Raw genomic sequence first — 19,329 nt, forward strand, 5'->3', positions numbered from 1 at the left:
CTTACATATCCCTGTCTGTACGAACTCCCTGCACAAAAATATTAACAGCAGTCACATCAATGCCTACTGTTTGCTCCAAGGTATATCGAACACGGCGTTGAACGTTGCCTGCCACCTCGGAAATTTTCACGCCATAGCTGACGATAATGTGCATGTCCAATACTACTTCGCCATTTGTGTTATGAACGACGACACCTTTACTCAGGTTGTCTCTTCCTAACAGTTCAGCGATTCCATCTTTCAACGCTTTGCGAGAAGCCATGCCCACAAGTCCAAAAACTTCCATGGCCGCGCCTCCAGCGATCCGTGCGATCACATCTTCTGTAACATCGATCTTTCCTAGCGATGTATTCATTTCCACTGTCATGCAAGGACTCCTCCTCTGTTAAACAGCTTGACCGTCATAGGTAAGCGTAACCATGCTTCCTTACAATTCTACACTAACACAAAAGAGAAATGAAGCGTTTTGTCAATCCTATCAACCCTATAAAAAAACTCTATCGAAGTCTAGCATGGGGGAGCGACCGCGTTTTAGCATACGTTGAGAAAGTAGGGGTAAATCATGTTGTCAAGTATTGCAATTGACAGCAATGGTGTGCTAATATAGTCGAGTATTTGTATTTCCCACAAAGGAAATCCCGTTTATATGTAACAAGGGAGGTGGATTGTAATGGCACGTCGTTGCTTTGTAACAGGTAAATCTGCTAAAGCTGGAAACGCTCGCTCCCACTCCATGCGCGCAACTCGCCGCACTTGGGGTGTCAACGTACAAAAAGTGCGCATTCTCGTAAATGGAAAACCGAAGCGCGTTTATGTAAGTACTCGAGCACTGAAATCCGGTCTCGTAACTCGCGTATAGTTGATCTCAGCTATGCGAAAAAAAGCACCCTCGAGGTGCTTTTTTGCATTTCTCCCGTTTCTCCACTCTTCTCCCAAAGGAGGCTCGGGGCCGAAGCTTCACTTTTTCTTGTTGAACGCCTCGATGATGCCCCGAATCATGCCACCCAGGAACTTCGGCAACTTGATGGTGTAAAACCGCATGCTACCCCTCCTCACCGAAATTACTACACACGATACAAATACACGCCGGCCCCTATGAGTGCTAATGCCAATAGGCTATACCAAACCCACGGAGGTGCCCAATACAAGAAAATGGTGATTCCCCCGACAGCCAACGCAACCCCGAGAACACGTCGCAAGGCGCCCCCCTGTCGCAGGCGATAGGAGCGCAATCCCATTTCGTGCCGCACCTCCTTTAGGTGTTCTCAAAAACGTGCATATTACATCATATTCTGCTGTCGGATAAACATGTATCCTGCCACATGAAAAAAGTATATGCCTAAGAAGTAAAAAATCAGGCAACGGAACTCGCTGCCTGATTACATTATGTGGATAGTTTGTACTTGATACCGATTTTTTCCTGTTTCTTACGCGACTCGATCGCGTGCGGGGAACAGCAGCTGCGATGCGCTGCTGAGCACAACTGTCAAGACGACTCCCGCGATAATCATTTCTGGCAGCAGATACGTAATGTTATAAATGAGGGAATATTGCCAGACTGGTACACCTTCTGGCGCGTAGCTGCCAAACCAAATCATACCGGATAGAAAATGGCAGACAAATCGTCCAATCACGCCGATGAACAAGCCGCTCCACAGTACCATGATTCGTTGCTTCGTTCCTTCGTAGCCAGACAGGCGAACAAGCCCAGCGAGACCCAGCGCACCAAAAGCGAGCGGATAATCCAGCAACAGCTGAACTGGATGGACAACTGTACTGCCCAAGAGCAATTGAAGAAATCCGACAACAAGTCCTGTAATGACACCAGCAGCGAGTCCACGGCGAACAGCGATCAACGCGATTGGCACCATCACCAGGGATACAGAGCCGCCCTGTGGCATATCGAAAACCTTGATCTGACTAAACACAATTGCAAGAGCCGCCATCATCGCCATTTCCAACAAAATGACCAACCGTTGACGATCCAAAATAGTCACTCCTCAAAATAGAATAAACAAAAAATTTTTTACACTGATAATGTTTCTGATTCTAGCCCAAGTCTATGCTCGTGTCAAAGAAAAAAGCCGCTGCCTCATCGGCACTGCGGCTAGTTGTATTACCGAACCTTCTCCAAAAACTGCTGGGCACGTTCACTTCTTGGCTTTTGGAAAAACTCTTCTGGTGGCGTATCCTCCAAGAGACGACCATCATCGAGGAACAAAATACGGTCTGACACCTCTTCGGCAAAGCGCATTTCATGCGTAACGATTGCCATGGTCATTCCGCTATCAGCCAGCCCCTTCATAACCTCCAAAACCTCCTTGACCATCTCTGGGTCGAGGGCAGAGGTCGGCTCGTCAAACAGCATGATTTGTGGCTCCATCACCAACGAACGGGCAATGGCTACACGCTGCTTCTGACCGCCTGACAAGCGTGATGGAAAGACATCCGCTTTGTCTGCTAACCCTACGCGTGCCAATAGCTCTCTCGCCTTTTGTTCTGCTTCTGCCGCAGACATGCCTTTTACTTTCATGGGAGCATAGGTCAAGTTTTTCAATACAGTCATATGCGGAAACAGGTGAAAATGCTGGAAAACCATCCCGATTTGCTGACGAATGCCCATCACGTCAGCCTTTGGAGCTGTAATTTCCTGGCCGTTGATCGTAATTGTACCCGTCGTTGGTGTCTCCATGAGGTTGATGCAACGCAATAGCGTTGACTTCCCCGATCCAGATGGACCGATAATGGCGACAACCTCACCTTTACCGATGTTCGTCGTGATGCCCTTCAATACATTCAGTTGCCCAAATGACTTCGTAATGTTATCGATCTTAATCACTGAGTCTCATCCTCCGTTCCAGCACGCGAGCTACCCAAGTCAGGATCATAACCATGACATAGTACAGGGTACCGGCGATCATGTATGGCTCAAAATAACGGAAGATGGTGCCTTTAACCACATTCGCGTTCTGCATGATGTCTGCAAGACCAATCGTAGAAACAAGTGCAGATTCCTTCAAGAGCGCAATCGTTTCATTGACAAGTGCAGGCAAGATATTTTTGACAGCCTGCGGCAAAATAATGTCGAGCATCATCCGGTGATATGGTACACCAAGCGCCTTGGCCGCTTCCCACTGCCCTTTATCCACCGCCAAAATCCCACCGCGAATCGTCTCAGAAATGTATGCACCTGAGTTTAGTGTAAACGTCAGTACAGCTGCTTCCAATTGAGAAATGTTGTAGCCAGTAAGCTGTGGCGTTGCAAAATAAACAAAGGTCAGCTGCAAAATCAAAGGTGTCCCGCGGAAAACAGACGTATAGGCAACCGCGATCCAGTTTAGCAATTTCACATTCGAAATTTTAATAAGTGCGAGGATGGAGCCCCAGAAAAATCCCAATACAACCGAAATCAAAGTAACAAGTAGCGTGCCCTTTATCCCTTCCAATATGAAAGGAATATAGGGCACGATTTGTGCAAAATCCAAATTCATGCCCATTCTCCCCTCTTGCTGCTTATACCGTTATTCTTCGTTGCCTGGAGAGATTATTGACCGAACCATTTTTTAATCAGCTTGTCCATTTCTCCGTTTTCTTGCATCTTTTTAATGACTTCATTAAATTTCTCTACGTGTGGCGATCCTTGTGGAAACGCAACAGCAGAGCCATTCTGTTCGTTTTCTTCCAGAGTGGTGAATTGCAGAGTGTCATTGTTTTCCACGAAGCCTTTCGCTACCGTGTCCTCGATAATAGCAGCATCTACACGGCCCGCTTTTACTTCTTCGACAATCTCAGGTAGCTTGTTCAGTGAAGTGATCTGCAAGCCGGAAACAGTCTTTGCAATCTCCTTTGCTGCCCCTTCCTGAATAGAACCGAGCTGTACCGCCACTTTTTTGCCAGCCAATTGCTCAGGCTTGGTCAGATTGCTGTCTTTCTTTGCTACGATCGTATTTTTCGCATCGTAATAGATGGTGGAGAAATCAGCGTTCTTCTCGCGCTCAGGTGTTGCTGTCATGCCAGCCATAACGAAGTCCGCGCGTTTCGTTTGCAGTGCCGGAATAAGTCCGTCAAAGTTCATGTCATTGATTTGCAGTTCATAGCCGAGCTCTTTTGCAATATATTTCGCGATATCAATGTCAAAGCCGACAATCTCATCTTTTCCGCTGCTCAGGTCGTGATATTCATATGGCTTATAGTCAGCAGAAGTAGCCATAACCAATGTTTTCTTATCGCCAGCAGAAGGTGCAGGTGCTTGTCCTGTTGCGGTTTGATTGCCTGTACCGCATCCAGCGATCACGACTGCCGCAAGCATAGAAGTAAGTGCCAAAGTAATAAATGATTTTGTTTTCTTCATGATGAACCCCCGTTGTTATGATTTTTACGCATAAAGCAGTCTATTCGTAGCATTAATTTGCATGAAAACTTATATTTATGCATCACAATGATTATTTTACTCATAATCTGAACAATTTCAATCATTTTTTACTTACATTTTAAACACCGAATATACAGAATTTTATGTACAAATCTTTATTTTAGTGGCAGAAAAGCAAACAAGGCTTTATAGTGCTAGTAAAAGGAATTACAGGAGGCTGACATGGAGAAAAACTGGACGTCCTATTTTCGGCAGCAACTCCCAGAAATTATCGAGGAACTGCGTACATATGTAGAGATGGAAACACCCACCCATAACAAGCAAGCTGTCGATCGATTGGGCAGCCTGATTGCCGAACGCTTTCGCCAATTGGGGTGTCGGGTAGAGAGCTTGCCACAAGAACAATACGGAAATCAGCTGCGAATGGAGTATGGAGATGGCGACGAGCAAATCCTCATTCTCGGTCACTTCGATACCGTAAAAGAGATTGGAACATTAGCCGTTGAGCCTTGTCGCGAGGAAAATGGCCGACTCTATGGGCCTGGTACATACGACATGAAAGCAGGGATCGTTTTTAGCTATTTCGCCCTGCGCGCCATGATGGAACATAATCTCTCGCCCAAAAATAAGCTCGTCTTTTTTTGGAACACCGACGAAGAGATCGGCAGTGTTTCCTCCGAAATGCTCATTAGAGAGGAAGCAAAAAGAAGTAAATATGCATTGGTACTAGAGCCTGCCGCAGGAGATGGCTCTTTGAAAACAAGCCGCAAAGGTGGCGGAGACTTCATTTTAAAAGTAACAGGCCGCGCTGCACATGCAGGCAATGATCACGCTAAGGGGATCAATGCGATCGCTGAGCTGGCTCACCACGTCCTCGATATTCAATCGTTTACGAATTATGAGGCAGGCACTACCTTGTCTGTCGGTACCATTACAGGCGGAAGTGCATCGAACGTCGTACCTGACTTTGCCATGACAGAAATCGATGTGCGTATCCAAAGCCGCGAGGAAAGCGAGCGTATTACCCAATTGATGAGTCATTTGACCCCTGTCCATCCCGAAGCCAAGCTGATCGTGGAAGGCGGAATCACCAAGCCTCCTATGGAACGAACAGATGGTACCGAGCAACTGTTCTTGCATGCTCAGGAACAAGCGCGTCTGGAAGGATTTGAATTAACAGAGCAAGGTGTCGGTGGAACAAGCGATGGAAACTTCGCCGCTGATGCAGGAACACCAACGCTTGACGGTTTGGGACCTGTTGGTGATGGAGCCCACGCTTCCCACGAGCATATCGTCATTGACGCCATTCCTGGCAGGATTGCCGTAATGCTTCGGATGTTTTTAACCTTGTCATAATAAATTTACAAGTGTATAATTTTATGGAAAATTAAGGCTCCGTCTAGTTAACGACGGAGCCTTATCTGCACTATTTTTGAATGGGCACTCATATATATTCCTATTCGAATAACAAGGAGAGGTAAAACATGGAATCAATCACCACATCGCCAAGCAATCCCGTAGGATTTTGGCGCCGGCTGGGTGCCGGTCTACTAGATGCAATCATTATCGGACTACCGCTACTACTGATCACCTATATCATTACAGGCAATACAGAAGACAATCTTGTTACCAACATCATCTCCTCACTGTACAGCCTCCTCGTGCCTGTATTTTGGCATGGCTATACAGTGGGCAAACGAATTGCCGTTATTCGCATCGCCCGAATCGATGGAGAGCCTGTAGGAATCGGCACTATGCTGTTACGCAACTTAGTTGGAGGAATCGTGTATGTCATTACACTCGGTCTTGGTATAATCGTCAGCGCCATCATGGTTGGTGTTCGTCAGGATAAACGCTCGATCCATGATTTGATCGCCGGTACGTATGTAACATCGAATCAGCCTTAATTTACCACTCTTCCGAAATAGAATAGTAGCTCTGCGACGAAAAAAGGCCGGATATAATCATCCGGCCTTTTTTTACTTCTATCCATCAAGCAGTTTATCGGAACAACACCTTATCTGTATTCGCATCCATAAACACCATAGTTGTGTACGGCGGTAGGCTTGCACGTACAATGATATAAGGTGTGTGCACCGCTGGCATTGTAATCTCTTCTGGAGCAGGATTTGTCAGCTCTACATAAACCGTGAGCATTTCCCATCCTTGCTGCGTTCCAACAACCTTCAAATTGTAACCAGAGGTAGGCATTTCACCTCGGGAGACCACATACAGGTCGCCTTGGCGATGTACACCCTTCTTCGATTTTACTTTTCCTACGAATGCTCGTTCAACCGCTGTCAAGGTACCTTCTTTTTCGATAGACATTTTTTTCGTTTGCACGTCTACTTGAGAAGTCGAGATCGGCTCCGAATGTTTTTGTTCAGCGTGCACGGCAGTTTGTGAAAATGGCAGAATGGAGAGAATGGTGAGAACCGCTACACTGTTTTTCCATAACGATTTCATACATGATCAACTCCTGATTTTTTTTAGAGGGCGAGAAACATTTCTTGATACTGGCCAGTATCTCTCAGACAGGAAATTTTTACCACTATCTGGATAATTTGATTTAATCATTATATTTATTAAAAAGCAATATTTTCCAAAATATTTTATTTTTATTAATTAACCTTCACCATCTATAACCAATAATCCTTGTAAGAGTAAGAATAATTCGATTTCATTCTATTTGTAGTATGAACTATAATTATACTTTTATTTTTATTATTAATTGATTTATCACATAATTAGTTACAATATTCAGATGATTACAAACAACATAAACAGAATAAAGCACAAAAAAGCTGACGCCGATTGCATATCGTCGTCAGCTTAGAGCTACGTATTATTCTTACTATCCACGAATCGCAGCGATCGCTTGACCGCGATCTGCCTGATTGAATACCGCGCTACCTGCAACGAGGACAGTCGCTCCTGCTTCCTCGCACAAACGTGCTGTTTGTGCATTGACACCGCCATCGATTTCGATTTCCACATGCCCCAAGCCACGCTCGTTCAGCATTTGACGCAACTGGGCAACCTTTGGCACAACGCTGTGAATGAATTTTTGTCCACCAAAACCAGGGTTCACTGTCATGAGGAGAACCATATCCAAGTCAGCAAGGACTGGCTCGATCGTGGAAATCGGTGTAGCCGGGTTCAATACCACTCCCGCTTTCACACCTTGCTCCTTGATCAAGTACAGCGTGCGATGCAGATGACGGCATGCTTCCTGATGAACAGTAATCCAGTCTGCCCCACTTTTCGCGAATTGCGGAATGTAGCGATCTGGATCCTCAATCATCAAGTGTACATCGAGAGGCAGCTTGGTCACTGGGCGAATCGCCTCCACAATTAGAGGGCCGATCGTAATGTTTGGAACGAAGTGTCCATCCATCACATCCACGTGAATCCAATCTGCTCCTCCCTTCTCGACATCGAGAATTTCTTCGCCCAAACGGGCAAAATCAGCAGATAGGATAGAAGGTGCGATTTTTACCATGGTTTGTTCCTCCGTTGGTATTCTTTTAGCTCTTCGCGGAATTGTTTGTAGTGTGCGTAGCGCTGTTCACTGATCTCCCCGGCCTCCAGTGCGGCCTGTACGGCACAAGCTGGCTCGCTTACGTGAAGACAGCCACGGAACTTGCATTCCGAACTGCGATCGGCAAAGTCCCGGAAGGATTCCGCCAGATCAAGCTCGGAGAAATCGATAAATTCAAGTGAACTGAAGCCTGGTGTGTCTGCCACATAGCCGCCGCCCGCAAGCGGAATCAGTTCGACGTGACGCGTTGTATGCTTTCCTCGTCCGAGCTTTTGGCTGACATCTCCTGTCTGCAGGCTGACACCCGGAAACAGCATGTTGATCAGGGAGGATTTGCCTACACCTGACTGACCTGCAAAAACCGAAATACGGTCCCGCAAAATCTCACGCACGTCCTCCACACCACGTTCATCCGCTGTTGAAGTCGGAATCACGCGGTACCCGATCGCTTCATATTTCTCCACGATTTCGGTTACCTCTTCTTCCGATACTTGATCGGCTTTGGATAGCACAATCACGGAATCAATCCCTGCACGCTCCGTATGCGTCAGGAACTTGTCCAACAGCAACGGACTGAACATCGGCTTATACATCGAAAAGACGAGTACCGCCTGATCCACATTGGAAACGGGCGGACGAACCAACTCATTCGTCCGTTCGCCCACCTCCATGATATAGCCTTCTTCCTCATTGATCGCATCGTAGACGACCCAATCCCCAACCAGTGGATTTACTTTTGCATCTTTTTTCTTGAAGAGCCCTCGTGCACGGCAACTGTAGATTCGCCCTCCGTCGGCTACATAATAGAAACCGCTGAGCGCTTTCACAATCCGTCCTTCTGGCATTCATGTCCCTCCACTACACTATGGCAAGCTGTTATACGAAACTGGAATCGTCTGGTATTCATTGAAGCCTTGATCAGTCGATCGTTTCACAAAGACCTTGACTACCCCGTCCTTCTGTGGCGCCAAGACGATTGGTACATCGTACTCTTTATTTTCGGTGACCGTATCCGTGTGGAGAACTTTTGCTTCTCCACGAGCATCTGTCACTTCAATTTTCACTTCCAGTGTTTCACCAGGCACAACCTCTACATAAACCGGAACGTTTGCCAGCTTGGCGTCCTGCGGATATTGGCCATTGCTGACCTCAAGCGGAACTGCTACACTCTTTTGCACATCCATTCCCGGATCATATGGGTGCGTGCTGAGAACAATGCCTGGTTTGTCCGTGGTATAAGTTGGCACTTCCTTGATTTCACCGACAGACAGCCCTCTTTTGAACAATTCTACCTGTGCAGCCTCTACTGATTTATTCCGGACATCCGGCATTTTCACGAAGGCTTTTCCTTTACTAATCGTGACCGTCACATTTGTTTTGGTCGGGAACACCTTTTCATTTGCGGCTGGAGACTGCTTGATAACCGTGCCTACCTCGGCCTTGTCGTCCTCTTCCTCTACGAAAGTGACATTCTCCAGTTTAAAACCATTGCTTTTCAATGCTTCCTCTGCTGTTGCTCGCGGCAACGTAACCAGATTTGGCATGTTGATCTCTTGTTGTCCTTTGCTTACATACAAGGTCACAACGGAATTTTCCTTTAACCGCATGGGAGGTGCAGGGTCCTGGCGTATCACCATTCCCTTTTCTATCGTATCATTGGCTTCTTCGACAATACGGGCAACAAGTTTGGCATCCTGAATCTTCTTCTCGGCAAGCGTCACTTCGATCCCTTCTACATGAGGTACCTGTGCCTCAGGAACGGAAGGGAACAGATTCAACAGTAAGTTAAATCCGAAGAATGCCAGTACGAAAAACAGTCCGATACCGCCTACCCATAATAGGGCTTTGACCCACCATTGTTTCTTGGCTGGTTTTGCGTCCTCTTCTTCCGTACGCTGCTCATAGCGACCACGCCCCGCTCCTCCGGTTTTGCCATTGGTATGGCCTTCGAGCATGTCAGGTGTGATGATCGGCACCACACGCGTCATCTCTTCATCCACCGGGAACGTCAGCTTTTCTTCGTTTAATCGCTCTGGAAACAGGCAGGTCTCCAAATCTTCTAGCATTTCGCTCGCGGATGCGTATCTGAGAAACGGATCCTTTACCAGCGCCTTTAAAATGACATTCTCCACACTTTGTGGGATAGCCGGATTGACTTGGCGCGGCTCTGGAAGCGGCTCCTGCAAATGCTTGAGCGCCACTGATATAGGCGAATCACCGGAAAACGGCAGTTCACCCGTCACCATTTCGTACAAGACGATCCCCAGCGAGTAAATGTCGGATTTTTCCCCGGTAATCCCACCGCGCGCCTGCTCTGGCGAAAAATAATGGACAGAGCCAAGCATCGCATTCGTATGCGTAATCGTTGCTGATGTAACGGCTCGCGCAATCCCGAAGTCCGTAACCTTCACCCGACCATTTTTTCCAATCATAATGTTATGCGGCTTGATATCTCGATGAATGATCTGGTTTTGATGCGCATGATCGAGTGCATCGCAAATTTGCTCGGCGATCCGCACTGCCTCTTCTACCGGCAGCGCACCACGTTGAATGATGACCTCTTTCAACGTGTAGCCTTCTATGTACTCCATCACCATGTAATGGGTATCGCCTTCCTGACCGACATCATACACCCCAACCACATTGGGGTGAGATAAGCTCGCCACCGCCTGCGCTTCACGTCGGAAACGATTGACGAAATCTTCGTCCGTACCAAAATGTGAACGCAGTACTTTGACTGCCACTGGACGATTCAAAATTAAATCTCTGGCCTTGTATACAATGGCCATACCGCCCCCACCGACGCGGGATTCTATTTGGTATCGTCCTCCCAGTCGTTGACCTTCCATCTCTCTCACCCCTCTTCCTGACCGGCATCAAGCGTATTTCGTACGGCAACCAGCGTTATGTTATCTTCCCCACCGGCATCCAGTGCTTCCTGCACCAAACCGTCCACCTTCGCTTGTAACGATATCTGTTTCTGCAAATTTTCTTCTAAGGAAGGATGACTGACCTTGTTGCTCAGTCCATCTGAGCAAATCAAGACGATATCACCCTCTGACCATTCAAACTGCCCAAGATCAATGAGAACATCCGGTTCAGTCCCGAGCGAACGCATAATAACGTTGCGGTGAGGGTGGACAGACGCCTCCTCGGCTGTAATCTGTCCACTTTTCACCAGCTCATTGACAAGGGAATGGTCTTCTGTTTTCATGACCAGTCCGTCTTGGTTGTAAAAATACAGACGGCTGTCGCCAATATGCGCGGTAATCACAGTGGATTGATCAAACAAGGCAGCAACCACAGTTGTGCCCATGCCACTGCACTCCGGATGTTCAACCGCATATTCATAGACTTCTTTATTCGACAGCAGGATAGCGTTCATCAATTGCTCACGCACATCCTCTGCTTCGAGGTCCCCATCTAGGTGACGCAGTTCTTTTACTATTCGCTCAACAGCAAGGCGACTGGCGATATCACCAGCCTGATGGCCACCCATACCATCTGCTACAATGGCGAGCACGCGTCCGTTTAAATCGGTCACACAGGCATAATAGTCCTCGTTAACCTGACGAACGCGGCCAACATGGGATTTCATCGCGATTTCCATGGCATCACCCCACGGTTTCTTTAGCGTGTTGTGCCCTCAATTGTCCGCAAGCAGCAGCAATGTCACTACCTTGCTCGCGTCTGATGGTCACATTGATTCCTTTTTCCTCTAAAATCCGTTTGAACTGAAAAATCTCATTGCGAGGCGTACGCACATAATCACGCTCTGGTACGTAATTCACCGGGATCAGATTCACGTGGCAAAGCATGTCGCCAATGAGTTCGGCCAACTCCTCTGCATGCTCAGGCTGATCGTTTTTCCCACCGAAAAGACCGTACTCAAAACTGATGCGGCGCCCTGTCTTGTTAATGTAATGGTGGCATGCTTCCATCAGCTTATCGAGCGGGAAGCCGCGGTTGATCGGCATCAGCTGGCTTCTCAGCTCCGTGTTTGGAGCGTGCAGGGAAATCGCCAGGTTCACTTGTCCGCCTCGTTCAGTAAACTCGTAAATCTTCGGCACAATTCCACTGGTGGAAACCGTTATGTGACGAGCACCGATATTCAGTCCACGGTTATCGTTGATTACGGACAAGAACGCCATCAAGCTCTCGAAGTTCTCGAAAGGCTCCCCGATCCCCATGACGACAACGTGACTGACACGCTCACCTTCCGCATCCAATCTGCGTTGTGCCGTCAATACTTGAGAGACGATTTCACCTGCATCCAGGTTACGCTTTAGTCCACCTAATGTAGAGGCACAAAACGTACATCCGATACGGCAGCCCACCTGTGTCGTAACACAAATGCTGTTTCCGTAGTTATGACGCATAATCACCGTCTCAATCGCATGTCCATCAACAAGCTGGAACAAAAACTTGATCGTCCCATCCTGCGACTCCTGATGCGTGATTTCCTTGAGTGGCTCCATGCGGAATGTATCAGCCAGCTTTTCGCGCAGCTCCTTGGACAAATTGCTCATCTCGTCAAAAGAAGTGACGCGCTTTACATATAGCCAGTCAAAAATTTGTTGCGCACGAAATGCTTTGTCGCCAGCACTAACCAGCCATTCCTTCATTTCATCTTGTGTCAAACTGTAAATTAGCGGCTTTGCGCCAGTAAATGTCGTTAACGGCATTCTATCTCCACATCCTCAAAATCATTGCTTACCTAAATCCATTCTATCATTGTACCTCGTGGGACGTCTCGCTTCAAACGGTTTTGACATCCAGATTCATAAATGCGTCGCTTTTCCTAGTGTAAACCAATACGCCCGCTCGCAAACAAAGGCAAAGGAGTGGCATTTTCCACCCGTTGGTGCGCCACCCCTTGTTTGTATGTCCGTTTCCTTATCCTCTTCGTTTCAATCGCGCGATAAAGAATCCATCACTCTCGAAATGGTGAGGCAAAATTTGTACGCAGGCTCCGGTTTCATCGACATGCTTTCTGACAGCCTCAGGCAGGTCTTGTGCCAGTGTATCATCTAATACAAAATCAGGGTGTTCTTCGACAAAGCGGCGAACAATCTCCTGGTTTTCTGCTGGCTCGATCGTACATGTGCTGTAAACCATGACACCACCCTGAGCAAGCATCGGCGCCAATGTCTTGAGCAGTTCGTACTGTAGCTGAGCAATCGCACGGACGTCTTCAGGCGTTTTGTTCCATTTCAGATCAGGCTTGCGACGAATCACGCCAAAACCGGTGCATGGCGCATCCAGCAGGATTCGATCGAAAGTTCCCAGCGCTTTTTCAGGTAGGTCCAGCGCATCACTAACGATTGGCTCGATGATCGTAATCCCGAGTCTTTTCGCTGCACTCGCAATCAGATCGCGTTTGTGCGGATGTACGTCACTCGCAATAATTTGCCCGCGGTTTTCCATCATTTCTGCTATGTGCGTTGTTTTTCCACCAGGTGCCGCGCAAGCATCCAGTACACGCATGCCTGGTTCGGCAGCAAGAGCTGGTGCGACGAGCATAGAGCTCTCATCCTGGATCGTGAAGTAGCCTTCCTTGAACAAGCGAGAGCCTGCTGCATGTCCGCCTTCCATCAGAATAGCATAGGGACTGACAGTCGATGCTTGTCCTTCCAGCCCTTCTTCCGCCAGCTTGTCCAGCACTTGATCTTTCGTCGTTTTCGATGCATTGACCCGGACAGAGCTATGCGGGGTTCTGTTGTTGGCTTCGCAAATCGCAATCATCGTCTCTTCGCCATATACGGCGAGCCACTGACGCACAAGCCATTCTGGATGAGAATAGGCTACGGCGATTTGTAAGGCACGGTCACCTTTTGGCTGACGCTCCCACACATCCGGCTGGCGCAACACATTACGCAAGACACCGTTGACCATCGAAGCAATCCCTTGGTGACCACGTTTCTTGGCGATTTCAACCGCCTGGTGAACGGCAGCGCGCTCAGGAATACGGTCCAAAAAGTGAATTTGATACAAGCTGAGACGCAGCAAATTACGGACCCAGGTCTGGACCTTTTTATTCCCGACAAAATGGGAAAGGACATGATCCAACGTCAACTTGCGCTGAATGGTACCATACACAAGCTCTGTTACCAGCCCTGCATCTACTGCACTGAGATTTTCCCGATCCAAGACATTGCGCAGCTCAAGATTGCTGTAGGACTTATGTTCTTCTACCCTGTTCAAAACATCGAGGGCGATATCGCGAGCTCCCTTTTTTGCCACGGACTATTCTCCTACCTTTGTGCCGATTTCAATGCTGCTGCCCGCTCCACGCAAAAAGTCGAGTGCACTCATACGTTTTTTGCCTTCTGGCTGCAATTCGGTTATTTTCACTGCACCGCTACCGCAAGCGACAACGATACCATCTTCCTCACGGGCGATGATCGTTCCCGGCTCTTTTCCTTCGCCCGAAGCAGGCATTTTTTCTACCCACCACAGCTTCCAGATCTTGCCTTCGCATGTAGTAAATGCGACTGGCCATGGATTCAAGCCGCGGACTTGGTTATAAATCTGTTCCGCAGAACGGCTCCAGTCAATTTTTTCGTCTGTACGCTTGATATTCGGGGCAAAAGTCGCTGCCGAATGATCCTGTTGTTCTGCTACGAGCTCACCAGCCAACAGGCGTGGAACAGTAGCCAGCAACAGCTCAGAGCCTGCCGCAGCCAATTTGTCAAACATGGTCCCCACGGTATCGCGCTCCTCAATCGGAACGACTACCTTGGACAGCATATCCCCTGCATCGAGAGCTTCCACCATGTACATGATGGTCACGCCTGTTTCTGCTTCTCCCTCGACAATTGATTTATGAATCGGGGCACCCCCACGATATTTCGGCAAAAGAGAAGCGTGCACATTGATGCAGCCATATTTCGGTGCATCGAGCAGTTTTTTAGGCAAAATCTGTCCATACGCCGCGGTAATGATCAGATCAGGCTCGAGCGCTAACACTTCATCCAAAGCTTCTTCTTCCTTGATTTTCTCCGGTTGCAATACCAAAAGTCCATGACGCAAAGCCGCCTCCTTCACGGGGGGCGGCGTCAATACTTGCTTGCGTCCAACGGGACGATCGGATTTTGTTACGACTCCAATCACGTTGTAGCCTGCTTCGAGTACAGCCGTAAGACTCGATACAGCAAAGTCAGGCGTACCCATAAACAGGATGCGAGCATCTTTCAAATGGTTATTCCCCTTCCTGGTTCGGGTTTACTTTGTACACCTTGTCAGCTACATCGATAAAGAGGACACCATTCAAATGATCGATCTCATGTTGAGCGCAACGGGACAACAGGTCGTCTGCCTCGAGCTCAACCACATTCCCATTACGATCATGACCGCGCAGCTTGATCCACTTGTGGCGACGAACGTCTCCTTGCAGACCAGGAATGCTCAGGCAGCCTTCTGGATAATCGTATTGCTCCCCTTCATGCTCAACGATTTCCGGATTGATCATTTCAATCAGTCCATCACCGCAATCCATCACGATGACACGCTTGGAGATGCCCACTTGTGGAGCAGCCAAGCCTACACCGTCTGCATCGTACATCGTATCTGCCATATCATCAAGCAGCTTGTGCAAGTTGGAATTAAATTTGGTTACGACCATTGCTTTTTCACGCAAAATCGGATCTGGATGTTTTACAATTGTGCGAATCGCCATGTGTTTCATATCCTCCCTAAAGCAGTACGTAAGGGTCGACGTCAATCGTCATCAATACTTTCTGCTGTTTGTTCCATTCTTCAAACGCAGCCGTCGCCTGAGCGAGCAGGTCTGACAGTTGCGGTTCATCACGATATTTTAGCATGATCTGAAAACGAAATCTATCCTTCACCCTTGCAATAGGCGAAGCGACTGGGCCCAAGAGGACCGTTGTCTGTGCCAAACGCTGCCGCAAATAGTCAGCCATTGTATGCGCACCGCGGATAACAACAGGTACATCCTCGTGGCTAAACGTAATTAATACGAGACGGAAATACGGTGGGTAGCCTGTTCGTCTGCGCTGCATCATTTCATCCTGATAAAATGCGGGATAATCATGCTTGGTCGCATGAATAATGCTGTAGTGCTCTGGCGTATACGTCTGAATCACGACATCGCCGTCCAGCTCATGCCGCCCTGCCCGTCCACCTACCTGTGTCAGGAGCTGAAATGTCTTTTCCGCAGCACGGAAGTCAGGCAGATGCAAGGAAGTATCCGCTGCAATGATTCCCGCCAGCGTCACTCGTGGAAAATCAAGGCCCTTGGCAATCATCTGCGTACCGAGCAAAACGTCGCCTTGACCTGAGCGGAATTTGTTTAATAGCTCTTCGTGAGAGCCTTTACGCGAGGTCGTATCCACGTCCATTCGGATGACCCGGATTCCAGGAAAAAGTTTTGCCAGCTCTGCTTCCACCTTTTGCGTTCCGGTACCAAAAAAGCGTATATGCTCACTCTGACACTCTGGACAATGCTTAGGCTGTGCGATGGTGTATCCACAGTAATGGCAGCGCGCCGTATGATTCGTTTTATGATAAGTAAGCGAGATGTCGCAATGAATGCAGCGCATCGTATAGCCGCAGGATCGGCACATGACAAAAGTAGAGAAGCCTCTTCGGTTAAGGAAAATGACCATCTGCTCTTCTTTTGCCAATCGATCCGCAATCATCTCATGCAGCTTCCGGCTGAACATCGAACGATTCTGGGCCTGAAGCTCCTCGCGCATATCCACAACATGCACCTCTGGCATCGGGCGATTCCCGACACGCTCCGGCATACGCAACAACTCATATCGGCCTCGTGTAGCCAGTGCATACGTCTCTAAGGCAGGAGTCGCGCTACCCATGACGAGTACACCCTGATTCTCTTTCGCTCGCCACAGAGCTACTTCCCGTGCATGGTAGCGAGGGGTCTCTTCTTGTTTATACGAGCTCTCATGCTCTTCATCGATCACAATCAAACCAACATTCCGAAACGGAGCAAAGATGGCAGATCGTGCACCTACCACCACTTTGACCTGATTGCGAATGATCTTGCGCCACTCGTCATAGCGCTCTCCTTGTGACAATGCACTGTGCAAAACAGCGACGTCTGCACCAAAACGGGCCTTGAAGCGTTCTACCATTTGTGGAGTCAGTGAAATTTCCGGAACGAGAAAGATCGCCTCCCGCCCTTTTTTCAACGTGCGTTCGATCGCTTCGAGATACACTTCGGTCTTACCGCTTCCGGTAACACCGTGCAGCAAGTAAGAAGCATAGGTTCCCGATTCAATCGATTGCAAGATAGGCGTCAGTACCGCTTCCTGTACCGGGGTAAAGACCGGTTTTTGCTTTTCCTGGAAACGTCGATTGGCGTACGGGTCCCGGTAAACCTCCACTTGCTCGATCGCGATCCAGCCTTTTGATTCCAGGCTTTTCAGCGGAGAACGCGTTATTCCGTATTCATCCCGCAGCATTTGTACAGATAAGGACTGCTCCTTGTGCATGAGCATCAGTTGAAGGACACGGCGCATCTGCTCTGCCCGCGCTGGCAAAGAACCGATCGCTTCTTCCAGCTTACCCTCATCCAATAAGCTCCGGACAAATGATTGCTGCTTGCGGGTAATTTTGTCCCTTACTTGATACTCCGTAGCAAGCAGACCACTCTGTATCCAACCCGGAACGAGCAAATACTCCTCCGCAAATTGTTTCTCCACTTCTGTCAGCGGTAGTTGCCTTTTGCGAAACAATTCCCACAGAAGCCCCGATCTCCCGCACGCTTCTTCGTCTAATGCATCTGTCGCCGTCAGCCACTTCTCCGACTTCCCTTTGAGCACAGCCGGAAGCATCGCCTGTACAGCCGTTACCCATGGACACAAGTATTGCTTAGACATCCATTCGCTCATCTTTAGCAGCTCTAGCGTAAGAGGAGGAGTGTCGTCTTGTACCTGCACGACGTCTTTTAGTCGCGAACGATCTGGTATAGCTTCGTCATCCTCTACGATCCCGATGACATAACCTTGCAGTTGACGGGGACCAAATGGGACAACCACACGGCTGCCGATGCGAATCAGTGGACGCAACCAAGGCGGAACATGGTAATCAAAAGGTCGATTCGTCCGATGGACCGGAACATCCACGATAATTTGGGCAATCATGACAGGTCTTGGAGCGGTCTATGCTCTTGCACTGCAAGGACAGCATCAAACAGCTTATCTGCCACAGCCCGCTTGCTCAATTTATCCAATGCCAGTTGCTCTCCGCCACGGGTTAGCAAGGTCACGATATTCGTATCGCTCCCCATACCTGCTCCCTCGAGCAATACGTTGTTGGCTACGATCATATCGAGATTTTTTCGCTCCAGCTTGGACTGGGCATGCTGTAACACGTTTTGGGTCTCTGCTGCAAAGCCAACGACGAATTGCTTCGTTTTCCGCTCACCAATGGTCTTTAAAATATCGGGTGCTTTCTCTAGCGCAAGTTCGAGTGGACCATCACCCTTTTTCATCTTATGTTCAGCTACATGCTTCGGTCGATAATCGGACACTGCTGCTGATTTGACGACGATGTCACAGTCCGGCAACTGCTCCATGACGGCATCAAACATTTCTTGTACCGATTCCACCGCGATGAATTCCACTCCATCAGGACGTGCCAAGGAAGTCGGCCCACTGATCAGTGTGACCTTCGCGCCTCTGTCTCGTGCCGCTTCCGCGATGGCGTAGCCCATTTTTCCTGAAGCATGATTGGTTATGTAACGAACTGGATCAATTTTTTCACGAGTCGGTCCCGCTGTGATCAGTACGTGCTTGTCCAACAAATCTTTTTCTCGGATCGTTTGTCTTGTCTCATCGGAAGCAAACCATTGACGAACAGCTTCGACGATTTCCTCTGGCTCCGCCAAACGTCCTTTGCCAATCCAGCCACATGCCAAGAGCCCGACACCCGGTTCAACAAACCGATAGCCATAAGCCGTAAGCTTATCCATATTTGCGATAACCGCAGGGTGATTGTACATATTGACGTTCATGGCAGGCGCGACCATGACAGGCGCTTTCGTAGCCAGTACAGTCGTCGTCAGCATATCATCCGCTATGCCATTCGCCATTTTGCCAATCACGTTAGCTGTTGCTGGCGCGATCAAAACGAGATCAGCTCGATCAGCCAGTTCAATATGGCTAATCACATGCGGGTCTGGCTCTGTAAATGTATCTGTATAAACAGGCAGGTGAGACAAGGCTTGAAACGTCAAAGGCTGAATAAACTGTAAGGCGCTCTCTGTCAAAATGACATGCACCAATGCACCTGCCTGTGTCAGCTTGCTGGTCAGTGCAGCAGCCTTGTAAGCAGCGATACCGCCAGAAACTCCAAGAACAATACGTTTTCCTGCAAGCGAATGCATCTGCACTCTCTCCTTTCTCCCCTTTCCGAAATCCGAAAAAAA

21 protein-coding genes are annotated in these 19,329 nt (G+C 48.5%); 3 read left to right on the forward strand and 18 right to left on the reverse strand.

Going from position 1 to position 19,329, the window contains the following annotated elements; all coding sequences use genetic code 11:
- Position 1: 1 nt before the first annotated feature.
- Entirely contained in the window at positions 2 to 367 is a 366-nt protein-coding gene (locus ACFVS2_RS08100; protein ID WP_007728362.1) for an Asp23/Gls24 family envelope stress response protein, read from the reverse strand.
- Positions 368 to 670: 303 nt separating this feature from the next.
- Between ACFVS2_RS08100 and rpmB the strand changes: the two genes are divergently transcribed.
- A complete protein-coding gene (rpmB, locus tag ACFVS2_RS08105) occupies positions 671 to 859 on the forward strand; it encodes a 50S ribosomal protein L28 (RefSeq protein ID WP_005831020.1) in 189 nt (62 codons plus the stop codon).
- A gap of 98 nt (positions 860 to 957) precedes the next feature.
- Here the strand turns inward: rpmB and spoVM are convergent, their stop codons facing one another.
- From spoVM to ACFVS2_RS08135, 6 genes are all read right to left on the reverse strand, one after another.
- Positions 958 to 1,041 (reverse strand): stage V sporulation protein SpoVM, encoded by an 84-nt coding sequence (gene spoVM / locus ACFVS2_RS08110; protein ID WP_005831022.1) that lies wholly within the window; start codon positions 1,039 to 1,041, stop codon positions 958 to 960.
- Positions 1,042 to 1,064: 23 nt separating this feature from the next.
- A complete protein-coding gene (locus tag ACFVS2_RS08115) occupies positions 1,065 to 1,238 on the reverse strand; it encodes a hypothetical protein (RefSeq protein ID WP_007728365.1) in 174 nt (57 codons plus the stop codon).
- Between the two features lie 189 nt (positions 1,239 to 1,427).
- Entirely contained in the window at positions 1,428 to 1,988 is a 561-nt protein-coding gene (gene thiT, locus ACFVS2_RS08120; protein WP_390232906.1) for an energy-coupled thiamine transporter ThiT, read from the reverse strand.
- A 128-nt stretch (positions 1,989 to 2,116) separates the two neighbouring features.
- Positions 2,117 to 2,839 carry an amino acid ABC transporter ATP-binding protein gene (locus ACFVS2_RS08125; protein WP_173617308.1) on the reverse strand — a complete coding sequence of 241 codons (723 nt, stop codon included), beginning with the start codon at positions 2,837 to 2,839 and terminating at the stop codon, positions 2,117 to 2,119.
- The gene (locus tag ACFVS2_RS08130; protein ID WP_007728368.1) at positions 2,832 to 3,491 is read right to left on the reverse strand and encodes an amino acid ABC transporter permease; all 660 of its coding nucleotides are present in this window, start codon (positions 3,489 to 3,491) and stop codon (positions 2,832 to 2,834) included. The genes ACFVS2_RS08125 and ACFVS2_RS08130 overlap by 8 nt, the downstream gene beginning before the upstream one ends.
- 53 nt (positions 3,492 to 3,544) lie before the next feature.
- Complete coding sequence (locus tag ACFVS2_RS08135) at positions 3,545 to 4,351, reverse strand: transporter substrate-binding domain-containing protein (protein ID WP_173617307.1); 807 nt, start codon at positions 4,349 to 4,351, stop codon at positions 3,545 to 3,547.
- A 243-nt stretch (positions 4,352 to 4,594) separates the two neighbouring features.
- Here ACFVS2_RS08135 and ACFVS2_RS08140 point away from each other — a divergent pair, with 243 nt between their 5' ends.
- Together ACFVS2_RS08140 and ACFVS2_RS08145 are read left to right on the forward strand one after the other, a co-directional pair.
- The gene (locus ACFVS2_RS08140) at positions 4,595 to 5,728 is read left to right on the forward strand and encodes a M20 family metallopeptidase (protein ID WP_390232908.1); all 1,134 of its coding nucleotides are present in this window, start codon (positions 4,595 to 4,597) and stop codon (positions 5,726 to 5,728) included.
- 128 nt (positions 5,729 to 5,856) lie between these two features.
- Positions 5,857 to 6,279: an RDD family protein gene (locus ACFVS2_RS08145; protein ID WP_007728371.1), complete on the forward strand. Its 423-nt coding sequence runs from the start codon at positions 5,857 to 5,859 to the stop codon at positions 6,277 to 6,279.
- Between the two features lie 94 nt (positions 6,280 to 6,373).
- Here ACFVS2_RS08145 and ACFVS2_RS08150 read toward each other — a convergent pair whose 3' ends face one another.
- The 11 genes from ACFVS2_RS08150 to coaBC all read right to left on the reverse strand — a co-directional run bounded on the left by ACFVS2_RS08150 (position 6,374) and on the right by coaBC (position 19,287).
- Positions 6,374 to 6,838 (reverse strand): protease complex subunit PrcB family protein, encoded by a 465-nt coding sequence (locus tag ACFVS2_RS08150; RefSeq protein ID WP_173617305.1) that lies wholly within the window; start codon positions 6,836 to 6,838, stop codon positions 6,374 to 6,376.
- Between the two features lie 388 nt (positions 6,839 to 7,226).
- Positions 7,227 to 7,874, reverse strand: a complete 648-nt coding sequence (gene rpe / locus ACFVS2_RS08155) for a ribulose-phosphate 3-epimerase (RefSeq protein ID WP_390232911.1) — start codon at positions 7,872 to 7,874, stop codon at positions 7,227 to 7,229.
- Positions 7,868 to 8,758, reverse strand: coding sequence for a ribosome small subunit-dependent GTPase A (rsgA, locus tag ACFVS2_RS08160; RefSeq protein WP_390232913.1), 891 nt, complete (start codon positions 8,756 to 8,758; stop codon positions 7,868 to 7,870). Before rsgA ends, rpe begins: the two co-directional genes overlap by 7 nt.
- An 18-nt stretch (positions 8,759 to 8,776) precedes the next feature.
- The gene (gene pknB, locus ACFVS2_RS08165; protein WP_390232915.1) at positions 8,777 to 10,762 is read right to left on the reverse strand and encodes a Stk1 family PASTA domain-containing Ser/Thr kinase; all 1,986 of its coding nucleotides are present in this window, start codon (positions 10,760 to 10,762) and stop codon (positions 8,777 to 8,779) included.
- A gap of 5 nt (positions 10,763 to 10,767) precedes the next feature.
- Positions 10,768 to 11,523: a Stp1/IreP family PP2C-type Ser/Thr phosphatase gene (locus tag ACFVS2_RS08170; RefSeq protein ID WP_390232917.1), complete on the reverse strand. Its 756-nt coding sequence runs from the start codon at positions 11,521 to 11,523 to the stop codon at positions 10,768 to 10,770.
- A 4-nt stretch (positions 11,524 to 11,527) separates the two neighbouring features.
- Entirely contained in the window at positions 11,528 to 12,598 is a 1,071-nt protein-coding gene (gene rlmN / locus ACFVS2_RS08175) for a dual-specificity RNA methyltransferase RlmN (RefSeq protein WP_173617300.1), read from the reverse strand.
- A gap of 211 nt (positions 12,599 to 12,809) precedes the next feature.
- On the reverse strand, positions 12,810 to 14,156 hold the full coding sequence (gene rsmB / locus ACFVS2_RS08180) for a 16S rRNA (cytosine(967)-C(5))-methyltransferase RsmB (protein ID WP_390232919.1): 1,347 nt from the start codon (positions 14,154 to 14,156) through the stop codon (positions 12,810 to 12,812).
- Positions 14,157 to 14,159: 3 nt separating this feature from the next.
- Positions 14,160 to 15,110: a methionyl-tRNA formyltransferase gene (gene fmt / locus ACFVS2_RS08185; protein WP_390232921.1), complete on the reverse strand. Its 951-nt coding sequence runs from the start codon at positions 15,108 to 15,110 to the stop codon at positions 14,160 to 14,162.
- 4 nt (positions 15,111 to 15,114) lie between these two features.
- Positions 15,115 to 15,591 (reverse strand): peptide deformylase, encoded by a 477-nt coding sequence (gene def / locus ACFVS2_RS08190; protein ID WP_007728382.1) that lies wholly within the window; start codon positions 15,589 to 15,591, stop codon positions 15,115 to 15,117.
- Between the two features lie 16 nt (positions 15,592 to 15,607).
- Complete coding sequence (gene priA / locus ACFVS2_RS08195) at positions 15,608 to 18,043, reverse strand: primosomal protein N' (protein WP_390232923.1); 2,436 nt, start codon at positions 18,041 to 18,043, stop codon at positions 15,608 to 15,610.
- Positions 18,040 to 19,287: a bifunctional phosphopantothenoylcysteine decarboxylase/phosphopantothenate--cysteine ligase CoaBC gene (gene coaBC, locus ACFVS2_RS08200; RefSeq protein ID WP_390232925.1), complete on the reverse strand. Its 1,248-nt coding sequence runs from the start codon at positions 19,285 to 19,287 to the stop codon at positions 18,040 to 18,042. Before coaBC ends, priA begins: the two co-directional genes overlap by 4 nt.
- Positions 19,288 to 19,329: the final 42 nt, after the last annotated feature.

This window comes from Brevibacillus sp. NPDC058079, assembly GCF_042885155.1.
Lineage (GTDB): Bacteria > Bacillota > Bacilli > Brevibacillales > Brevibacillaceae > Brevibacillus.

Coding starts and splice junctions, on each gene's coding strand:
- ACFVS2_RS08100 (WP_007728362.1), bottom strand. CDS start 367: ATGACAGTGGAAATGAATACATCGCTAGGAAAGATCGATGTTACAGAA.
- rpmB (WP_005831020.1), top strand. CDS start 671: ATGGCACGTCGTTGCTTTGTAACAGGTAAATCTGCTAAAGCTGGAAAC.
- spoVM (WP_005831022.1), bottom strand. CDS start 1,041: ATGCGGTTTTACACCATCAAGTTGCCGAAGTTCCTGGGTGGCATGATT.
- ACFVS2_RS08115 (WP_007728365.1), bottom strand. CDS start 1,238: ATGGGATTGCGCTCCTATCGCCTGCGACAGGGGGGCGCCTTGCGACGT.
- ACFVS2_RS08130 (WP_007728368.1), bottom strand. CDS start 3,491: ATGAATTTGGATTTTGCACAAATCGTGCCCTATATTCCTTTCATATTG.
- ACFVS2_RS08135 (WP_173617307.1), bottom strand. CDS start 4,351: ATGAAGAAAACAAAATCATTTATTACTTTGGCACTTACTTCTATGCTT.
- ACFVS2_RS08140 (WP_390232908.1), top strand. CDS start 4,595: ATGGAGAAAAACTGGACGTCCTATTTTCGGCAGCAACTCCCAGAAATT.
- ACFVS2_RS08145 (WP_007728371.1), top strand. CDS start 5,857: ATGGAATCAATCACCACATCGCCAAGCAATCCCGTAGGATTTTGGCGC.
- ACFVS2_RS08150 (WP_173617305.1), bottom strand. CDS start 6,838: ATGAAATCGTTATGGAAAAACAGTGTAGCGGTTCTCACCATTCTCTCC.
- rpe (WP_390232911.1), bottom strand. CDS start 7,874: ATGGTAAAAATCGCACCTTCTATCCTATCTGCTGATTTTGCCCGTTTG.
- rsgA (WP_390232913.1), bottom strand. CDS start 8,758: ATGCCAGAAGGACGGATTGTGAAAGCGCTCAGCGGTTTCTATTATGTA.
- pknB (WP_390232915.1), bottom strand. CDS start 10,762: ATGGAAGGTCAACGACTGGGAGGACGATACCAAATAGAATCCCGCGTC.
- ACFVS2_RS08170 (WP_390232917.1), bottom strand. CDS start 11,523: ATGGAAATCGCGATGAAATCCCATGTTGGCCGCGTTCGTCAGGTTAAC.
- rlmN (WP_173617300.1), bottom strand. CDS start 12,598: ATGCCGTTAACGACATTTACTGGCGCAAAGCCGCTAATTTACAGTTTG.
- def (WP_007728382.1), bottom strand. CDS start 15,591: ATGGCGATTCGCACAATTGTAAAACATCCAGATCCGATTTTGCGTGAA.
- priA (WP_390232923.1), bottom strand. CDS start 18,043: ATGATTGCCCAAATTATCGTGGATGTTCCGGTCCATCGGACGAATCGA.
- coaBC (WP_390232925.1), bottom strand. CDS start 19,287: ATGCATTCGCTTGCAGGAAAACGTATTGTTCTTGGAGTTTCTGGCGGT.